Raw genomic sequence first — 8580 nt, 5'->3', positions numbered from 1 at the left:
GACGAATTATCAATTATATTATAACAAGTTAACGCGGTGAATTGATAAAGGAAATAAATAAAATAAAGGCTATCGAGAGTTTCTCGACAGCCTAAGCTCGCCTTAAAGCGAGCTTTGTTCATGATTATTTGGTTCTGTAGCTTCAGTATTTTTATGCTTCCGTCTAATCAGCATTATTAAAATGGAAAACCGATTCTTCCATTTTTCTTTTCTCTGAACATTTGGTCCGTAAACATATCGATTCCAAAAATAATAAGTCGTTTCCTCAATCACGAAAATCGACAAAATTACCATCACCATCCAGAACATTTACAGGACCCCTTTTTAAAAGGATTAATTAATCCTATTCAAAAAAAGCTTTTTCTTTCCTATTATTTATCAAATTTTACCAAATGGGAGATTTTTCGGCAATCAAAATGAGTTAAAATGATTTAGCTTTCACAGGCTTTGACTTGATAAACGTTTTGTTTCCTGCTGTGAAAAAAATAATGCTGGCTAGGGTTACTAACGAAATGATCAAAAACATGAACTGTCCTTGAAGGTGGCTTAGTAGATATCCACCGAGGATTGGACCGAAGAAATGACCAATCTTTCGAAACTGTCCGGCTCCGAAGTAGGTGCCGCGTAAATGTTCTGGGGCAAGTTTGTCCATCATCATGCTGTTGGCCGGGAAAATCAATATTTCACCAACCGTTAAAAGCACCATGGCAATAATTGCTGTTACCCAACCATTAATGAAGCTAAATCCGATTAATCCGGCTGTCATAAAGATAGCACCGAAAACCATTCCCTGCATCAAGCTCAGCTTCTCCGCGATATGGCTGATTGGCATTTGCAAAAACACCACCATGACAGCATTGATGGTAAGAAGCACAGAGAAAATCAGCACGCCATCCTCCACTGAATTTTCCAGGTACTGCGGCAGGTTCGAGTCTATTTGGGAATATCCCATGTTTATCAAGATAATCCCAACTAATAAATATCTTAATGCCTTATCCGTCTTTATAATTTTAAATGCATCTGCCGCAGAAACTACTTTCTTCGCAGAAGCTTCATTTGAGATAACTAGTTTATTCATTAGCCATAACAAGACTATAGCATACAAAAGATAGGTACTGCCTGTAATGGCAAAGGACACTTTTGCAGATGTATTGGCAAAATAGGCCCCAAGAAGCGGACCAACAGATGCCCCGATATTGATGGCTGTGTACCGTAACGAATAAACCTTCATGCGTTTCGTCTTGTCAGTTAAATCTGCCATAAGTGCTTGGGAGGTTGGTTCGAAAAAGGATGTACAAAGTCCATTAAGGGCGTTAAGAATAATGAACCAGATTTGCGCATTTGCAATAGTAAAGCCGAAGTAAACAAGTGTCAGCGTAAATAAAGCAGTCAGCATGATTGGCTTACGGCCAAACCGGTCCGACAGATGCCCCCCGATAAATCCCCCCACCGTTCCCATTAACGGGCTCATCCCAACTGTAATCCCGATTACAATTGGAGAAAGCTCCAAATGCCTAGATAAATAAATAGACAAAAATGGCAGGGTCATAAAAGCGGAACCCCTAGTTAAAACGGTTCCTAATAACAAAACCCAGACAATAGGATGAAACTGTCCAATATACTGTTTTATTCTGTTCATATATAATGTCCTCGCAAATTTTTAGATACATACTAGTAAACTATTTTATTAGAAAAATGTAAAGAATTTTCTTGAAGATATTGGAATGTGTTTCATTATACCCATACTTGGCAATAAAAGAATGTAGTATGAGTTTTGATTGGAGCATTGACCATGAAACTGGCTTATATAACAACTGACCTAATTGTCGGCTTTGTCCTTCTCATTATTTGGATAAAAATCATCGGCAGAAAAATTATCAAAAGGGCTACCCCCTTTACCTTTATTTCTTCCATTGTTCTAGGTGAATTAATCGGTAACGCCATCTATGATGATAAAATCAGTTTTTACTATATTATGTATTCGATGGTCCTATGGGGGGCTCTTCTTATAACTGTCGAATATCTTGGACAGAAGTTTCTAACCTTTCGTGGCATGGTTGAAGGAAAGCCGTCGGCCCTGATTAAAAACGGTGTTGTGGACCGGCAGGAATTGAAGAAAAACCGTATGAACATCAATCAGCTGCAAAGCCTGCTTCGGCAAAGTGAAACCTTTTCGATCCGCGAAGTCGCTTATTGCTATCTTGAGGCAAATGGCTCACTAAGCATTTTAAAAAAGACAAAGTATCAAAAAACTACTCAAGAGGATTTTAATATGCCGCCAAAACCCGTTTACATACCCGTAACAATTATTCGGGATGGCGAGGTATTATGGGATGAAATCTACGACCTTGGCTATGACGAAGCATGGCTGACGACTCAACTAAATTCCCATAATATCACGGACTACAAGAATATTTTTATTGCTGAATGGCTGGAGGGGGAAGGTTTATTTGTACAAACCATTTCATAACACAGCGAAAAAGAGGCTGTCTCGCTTGACGGCCTCTTTTATGGTTAATTTGGATCCTTATAATTTAAGGCTCGGGTACTGTCGCCATACCCTTTGGTCGTCGGGTCTTGCACAATACCTAGCAATGATAGCAATACAAAAACAGCATTTGCCAAGGTAATTACCCAATCCTGAAGTGCATCCGAAAGCTGGAAACTAGTTATGCCCAAGGAATTTAATCCGCCTAGTATCATTTGCGCGACAATAAATAGCTGCGAGATAAATGCAATCACCCAGTTCCGGTTCTTAAACCGGACTCTCCAGTTAATCATGACACCATCCCTTTCCACAAAAATGATTTATCTTTCTACTAACATATGCTTAGATTGGAATTGGTTGTCCACGATTGTCATGGTGTTAAAAGATTTCTATTTAGACGTCTTTGTTGGTCTTTTTTTAGATGAATCTTTATAATAGTAAGAAGCAAAAAATCACACGAAGGTTAGGAGATCATTATGGACAAGCTGCGCCCAATCTGGGAATTAGTCGTCCGTTTCTGGAAAAAGAAACATTTAACTCAAATTCTATTGTTGATTTGTCTAGTGGTCGTGCTATCAACTATTTCATATTTTGGCTGGCTCGCCTCACGAGCCAATGTACAGTCATTAAAGGAAGGCCTAAGCCAGCCGACGGTTATTTATGATAAAAATGGCAATGTTGCTTCAAATGTTGCAACAAACCGGACAAAAGGTGTGAAAATTGAGGAGCTGCCCAAATATGTTCCGAATGCGGTCGTAGCTATAGAGGATGAGCGATTTTATGAGCATGGCGGTTTCGATATTCAGGGGATCGCCCGTGCCTTCTTCGGTAACTTATTCGCCGGCAGGATTACTGGAGGCGGAAGCACCCTTACGCAGCAGCTCACTAAAAACGCGCTGCTGTCGCCAGAACGAACCTATAAACGGAAGGCTGAGGAATTATTTTTAGCGGTAAAAATTGAAAAAGTTTATACTAAAGACGAAATTCTGCAAATGTATCTAAACCAAGTTTATTTCGGCAGCGGTGCCTGGGGAATTGGCAATGCCTCAAAGAAATATTTTAATAAGGATGCCAAGGACATGACCATTAGTGAGGCTGCAATGATTGCCGGTCTTCTGCATGCGCCGAATTATCTTGATCCTTATAGAAATTATACGGGAGCAATGGACCGAAGAGATGTCGTGTTGGGTAAAATGAAGGAACTTGGGATGATAACCACAGCCCAATACAGCCAAGCTAAAAAAGAAAAAATCCGCCTGCATGACGGCGGTGGCAGCTTTGTAGAGCGGAAATACCCTTATTATGTTGATGCTGTTTTAAACGAGGCCATTTCCCGATACGGTCTGACACAGGATGAAATTTTAACAAGAGGCTACCGAATTTATACGGAAATGGATCAAAATTTACAGGCGGGCCTAGAAAAGGTTTATGCAAATAAATCCTTGTTTCCTAGAGGGATGGGGGGAGAAACCGTCCAAAGCGGCTCTGTCTTGATGGACCCAGCATCAGGCGGTGTTCTTGCCCTCGTCGGGGGACGCGGTGAACAAGTGTTTCGCGGCTTTAACCGGGCGACGCAATTAAAGGCGCAGCCAGGTTCTTCAATCAAACCGTTGGCTGTCTATACAGCAGCTCTTGAGGAAGGTTATACTTATTCGTCAGAACTGGTGGATGAGCCGCTTACAATTGGCAATTATAAGCCGGAAAATTTCACAAAAACATATCAGGGCAAGGTTCCATTGTATAAGGCTTTGGAAGACTCCTTAAATGTTCCGGCCGTCTGGCTGTTGAATCAGGTAGGCTTAAACAAGGGACTTGATTCCTTGAAACGTTTCGGTATTCCTGTAGAAAAAGAAGATAGAAATCTAGCGGTCGCACTTGGCGGGATGAGTAAAGGCGTTTCCCCCCTGCAGATGGCCAATGCTTACACTGTTTTTCCAAATGGCGGGAAGCGTCAGGACAGCCATTTGATTACAAAAATTGTCGGCCCAACAGACAATATTATTGCTGAACGGGAAGCTAAAACAACCAAAGTGACCTCCAAAAAGGTGGCAAATGAAATGACCTCCATTCTTCTAAATGTGGTTGAATCTGGAACAGGTCAAAAAGCACGCATCCCGGGAGTACAAATTGCCGGGAAAACCGGTTCAACTCAGCTTCCGTTTGCTGATATAAACGGCACGAAGGATCAATGGATGGTCGGCTATACGCCAAATCTGGTAGGGGCCATTTGGATTGGTTTTGACCAAACGGACCGCCAGCACTACCTGCCAAGCTCAAGTTCTTCAAATGTCGTGCCTATTTTTAGAGAAATCATGAGAACATCAACAACCTCTCTTCCGAAGAAAAATTTTGATGTTGTGTCCATAAATGCTAAGCTAGCCGGGGAAACAAACTCTGCTGCAAACATACAAGACCAGGCTGAAGAAATTGGTAAAGAATTAAATGAAAGTGCCAAAAAGATTGGGAACACAATAAAAGAACAAGCACCTGAATGGAAAAAAGGATTGGAGGAAGTACTCTATAATGTTGGCGAAAAGGTCGACTCGTTAATTCAAAAACTGCAGAGTATGCAAAAATAGCACGCCGCTTGGCGTGCTATTTATCATCTGTTAACTCTATTGGGTTTTGATGAAATGTTTTTTCCTTATGCCTCTGTAAAAGCTTTAGCAGGACTGGACCAAGGGTTAAATAAAACAAAAAGTTGCCGGCCGCATGATATAGATCAAACGGGATCCCTCTTAGGTAGTAAACCCAAAAAGCAGCCGGACCGCCAATGATGAAAACATTTAAGGATACCATGAATCCAAAAAACAGCCCGGTAAAACCGGCGTATGACGATAAAAGCAGATGGGGAATTTTCTCATAAAACCTTCCAATCACGCCCGATACAACGGCAACTGCTCCCCATGCTATCAGCTGCATCACAACAAAAGGACCAAAGCCCAACACCAGGTTTGAACCCAAGACTGTCAGAACTGCAATAATCAATCCAAACCTTACTCCATAAATCAAGGCAGAGCAAATTATTATAACCGTTGATGGCTGGACGTTTGGAATCATCCCCATATAAATCCTGCCAACAATACTCAAGGTTGCTAAACACGCCATCAAGGTCATGTTTCTTAACGTTAAAAGGTTCCGTACCCTGGGCCTAAATATGGAAAGAACGCTCTCCATCACTTGTCCTCCCTATAATCGACAACATAATTCCACTCTAATGTGTCGCCAGGATTAACATCCTTTACGCCGGATGAGCGGTCTCCTTTGACTCCATTTATTCTGTAGCTCCATCCGCTGTAAGGCCCTTTGTCAAATTCACGCCATCCGCCAATACCTTTTGTATATAGCATGGCACCTGAACCGGTAGTTTCCAGCTTTATGCCGGCCTCCTGACAGACTTGTTTTAAAACATCAGCTGCTCTCGTTTGATCGTTTATTTTAACTGACCGCGGTGCAATTAAATAGCCATCAGGCGTCTTTACTGAAACAGTTACTGAGTCTTGCTTTTTTTCTTCGACCGGTGCAGATGCTGGTGCCGTACTGCCCGCTGGCTGCTGCGTTACCGTTGAAGTTTGTTTTACAGGCTGAGTAGTTATTACTTTTACTGTTGAATTCTTTCCAGCGGTATCAGATGACGTTGCTTCAGCATTGGAAACAATCCCTTCCACATTCTTTACAGTTTCCGCAGCAGTTTGCTGATTATGCTGAACTTGTTTAACTTGAGGGGTGGTTGTTGTCGTTGTAATCGTTTTGCCCGGAGTATAGCCATATAAAGCATAGCCAATCCCGCCGATAACCAAAAGCCATGATGCAATATCACCGATGATTTTCTGCCAGCCTTTCATGGTTACACCCCCAAGAACTTTCTTCTAAGAATTAAAGCCAGTGCCCCAATAAATGCGGTAGTGCCTCCTACCTTAAGGTTATTGGAATTGATGGTACCACTTTCTTTTTCAACTTTTACCTCAACTTTGGGTTCACCCGCTGCTGTTTGAACCGCGGCAGGTTGCTGGACGACAATCACTTGCGGCTGTGAAGATGTATTTCCTGCAGCTCCAGCTGTGCCAGCATTATTGTTTGTAATGATTTCTCTAATTACCTCTTTCGTGGACTCTGAGACAGGCAATTTTGAAACGTCTGTTGTCGGCGTAACAGTCACATAATTATTGTTGTTTACTACTGTTGGTGTTGGAGCAGATGTAGATGGTTGTGATGGTGCAGGCTCCTCTTTAGCTTGGTATGGAAAGCTAAAGAGCTGATCACCGCTTTTAAACTTATCGTATGCCACTAAAGCTTGGAAAACTTGCTCTGTTGCAAAACTATTCTCTGCAGTTTCGGATTTCATCCATTTATAGCCGCCATTTCCTATTTCATAGGTAAATAGATGGTTAACAGGATTTTTTCCATCCTTAGTGAATTCAGTCGAAGTCGGGTCCACACCAATAGAGGAAAGTCCAATTACAACCTGGGCAGTTGAAGATGAGTTTTCTCCCCAATTATCAAAACCGCCATTTGCCGTTTCAACCGTTTTTAAATAAGTAACGGCACTATTGATGTCTGCTTTGACAACAACATCTGACTTATGCTTGCCTAATGCAGTTAGCACCATTCCAGTTGTATCCGGATCTGCTTGTTTACTTGTTGATCCATCCCAGTTCCAGCCACCGGCGGTTGAATCCATAGTTGTAATCTTGTCGATAAGTTTATCCTTTGTCCATAAAGCATCAGTTGGGATAGTGTAATCTGCACTATCTAATGCAATTAAGGCATATACATAGGCAGTAAATGCGGTCAGGGATGTATCACTATAAGCCTTTTTTATTAAGTCTTGCCCCTCAAAATTAGCAGGATCTGCCCCTAATGCACGAATAGCTAAGATTGTTTTATGAAGCTCCGTTCCTTTTAAATCAGTTCCATTTACCCTGCTTTTCAGCTTCATTAAATAGTCTTGTTTGTTCGCTGCGGTCAATTTCCCTGCTTTTGAAAGCGTAATAGCCAGCCAATCTGAATTTAGCTCTCCAGCCTGAACGTGTTCAGCAGTAGAGGCAATCTCGGTGCTGACATCCTCAGCTGCATAAGTATTGTAAGGTACCGCCAGCGCCAGTACACCCACAATTACCATCAATTTTGTTGCTTTTCTCATTTTTTCTCTCTCCCTTTCTATCTTTACACCAAAATTGGCATAAAAAAATCCTCCTATCAGTTAGGAGGAGGTGTTATGTATGCTAAGTAACAAACGAGTGACGTTTCCTGCTTAACACGCTCCTATCCACGTAGGCATTTGTGTTTAAAAACAGGCAGGTTTCCTGGCTCATGGTCATTGCTTCCTATGTCTTCCCATCTATTAAGACAGTGACATCTTATAGGTTGCTCCCATTTACAGTGGCGGGACCGCGTTGGCTTTTAACCAACTTCCCTATTAAGCTAAGAGTCTTGTTTTAAGACTTTAGCACCTGTTTTTTAAAGATTATTTTTTTATGCTGTTATTATTATAGTAAAAGTCGGGTTCATTTGTACATGTTTTTGTTTTTGCTTTCTTTTTTATAAATCAATTTATGGAATTAAACAAGCAAGGAGCAACCCAAAAAAGGTGCCCCCTTGGCCTTCTGTTATTCAAAATTTCTTGTTAGGTTGGCCATTTCGATGGCGCCAGAAGCAGCATCCCAGCCTTTGTTGCCTGCTTTTGTACCTGCCCGCTCGATTGCCTGCTCGATTGAATCTGTGGTTAATACCCCAAAAATAACCGGAATGCCAGTATCAAGCGTGATGCGGGATACTCCTTTAGCGACTTCATTACACACGAAATCAAAATGTGGTGTGGAACCACGGATAACTGTACCTAGGGTGATAACTGCATCATATTTTTTGCTGTCTGCCATTTTTTTAGCTATTAATGGAATCTCAAATGCGCCTGGAACCCACGCGACATCCACATCAGATTCATTCACTCCATGGCGCTTTAAAGCATCCTGCGCCCCAGACAATAATTTGCTTGTAATAAATTCATTAAAACGTCCTACTACGATTCCGACTTTCAGTCCTGTACCAACTAAATTTCCTTCAAAAATATGTCCCATTTCTATTCCTCCGTA

General features: G+C 41.6%; 9 protein-coding genes and 1 riboswitch. Of the genes, 2 read left to right on the top strand and 7 right to left on the bottom strand.

Annotated features, from left to right (window positions below; genetic code table 11):
* Positions 1-102 precede the first annotated feature (102 nt).
* Both ACNQGS_RS25905 and ACNQGS_RS25900 read right to left on the bottom strand, forming a co-directional pair.
* Positions 103-309, bottom strand: a complete 207-nt coding sequence (locus ACNQGS_RS25905; RefSeq protein ID WP_491489863.1) for a hypothetical protein — start codon at positions 307-309, stop codon at positions 103-105.
* 112 nt (positions 310-421) lie between these two features.
* Positions 422-1639: an MDR family MFS transporter gene (locus tag ACNQGS_RS25900; protein ID WP_491489862.1), complete on the bottom strand. Its 1218-nt coding sequence runs from the start codon at positions 1637-1639 to the stop codon at positions 422-424.
* Between the two features lie 153 nt (positions 1640-1792).
* On the opposite strand from ACNQGS_RS25900, the gene ACNQGS_RS25895 reads away from it, so the two are divergent.
* Entirely contained in the window at positions 1793-2470 is a 678-nt protein-coding gene (locus ACNQGS_RS25895) for a DUF421 domain-containing protein (RefSeq protein ID WP_491489861.1), read from the top strand.
* Positions 2471-2514: 44 nt separating this feature from the next.
* On the opposite strand, the gene ACNQGS_RS25890 is transcribed toward ACNQGS_RS25895, so the two are convergent.
* Positions 2515-2781: a phage holin gene (locus tag ACNQGS_RS25890; protein WP_423802057.1), complete on the bottom strand. Its 267-nt coding sequence runs from the start codon at positions 2779-2781 to the stop codon at positions 2515-2517.
* A 183-nt stretch (positions 2782-2964) separates the two neighbouring features.
* Between ACNQGS_RS25890 and ACNQGS_RS25885 the strand changes: the two genes are divergently transcribed.
* A complete protein-coding gene (locus ACNQGS_RS25885; protein ID WP_491489860.1) occupies positions 2965-5067 on the top strand; it encodes a transglycosylase domain-containing protein in 2103 nt (700 codons plus the stop codon).
* A gap of 16 nt (positions 5068-5083) precedes the next feature.
* Here the strand turns inward: ACNQGS_RS25885 and ACNQGS_RS25880 are convergent, their stop codons facing one another.
* From ACNQGS_RS25880 to ribH, 4 genes are all read right to left on the bottom strand, one after another.
* Entirely contained in the window at positions 5084-5665 is a 582-nt protein-coding gene (locus tag ACNQGS_RS25880) for an ECF transporter S component (RefSeq protein WP_491489859.1), read from the bottom strand.
* Positions 5665-6333, bottom strand: coding sequence for a DUF4430 domain-containing protein (locus ACNQGS_RS25875; RefSeq protein ID WP_491489858.1), 669 nt, complete (start codon positions 6331-6333; stop codon positions 5665-5667). The genes ACNQGS_RS25880 and ACNQGS_RS25875 overlap by 1 nt, the downstream gene beginning before the upstream one ends.
* 2 nt (positions 6334-6335) lie before the next feature.
* On the bottom strand, positions 6336-7631 hold the full coding sequence (locus ACNQGS_RS25870) for a prenyltransferase/squalene oxidase repeat-containing protein (protein ID WP_491489857.1): 1296 nt from the start codon (positions 7629-7631) through the stop codon (positions 6336-6338).
* A gap of 136 nt (positions 7632-7767) precedes the next feature.
* A riboswitch (cobalamin riboswitch) is annotated at positions 7768-7960 on the bottom strand.
* 137 nt (positions 7961-8097) lie between these two features.
* The gene (gene ribH, locus ACNQGS_RS25865) at positions 8098-8565 is read right to left on the bottom strand and encodes a 6,7-dimethyl-8-ribityllumazine synthase (RefSeq protein ID WP_213140423.1); all 468 of its coding nucleotides are present in this window, start codon (positions 8563-8565) and stop codon (positions 8098-8100) included.
* Positions 8566-8580: the final 15 nt, after the last annotated feature.

The sequence above is a fragment of the Neobacillus sp. PVCKKU3 genome (assembly GCF_058323225.1).
The sequence above is the reverse complement of the archived record's forward strand: the minus strand, read 5'-3'. Positions and strand labels throughout refer to the sequence as shown.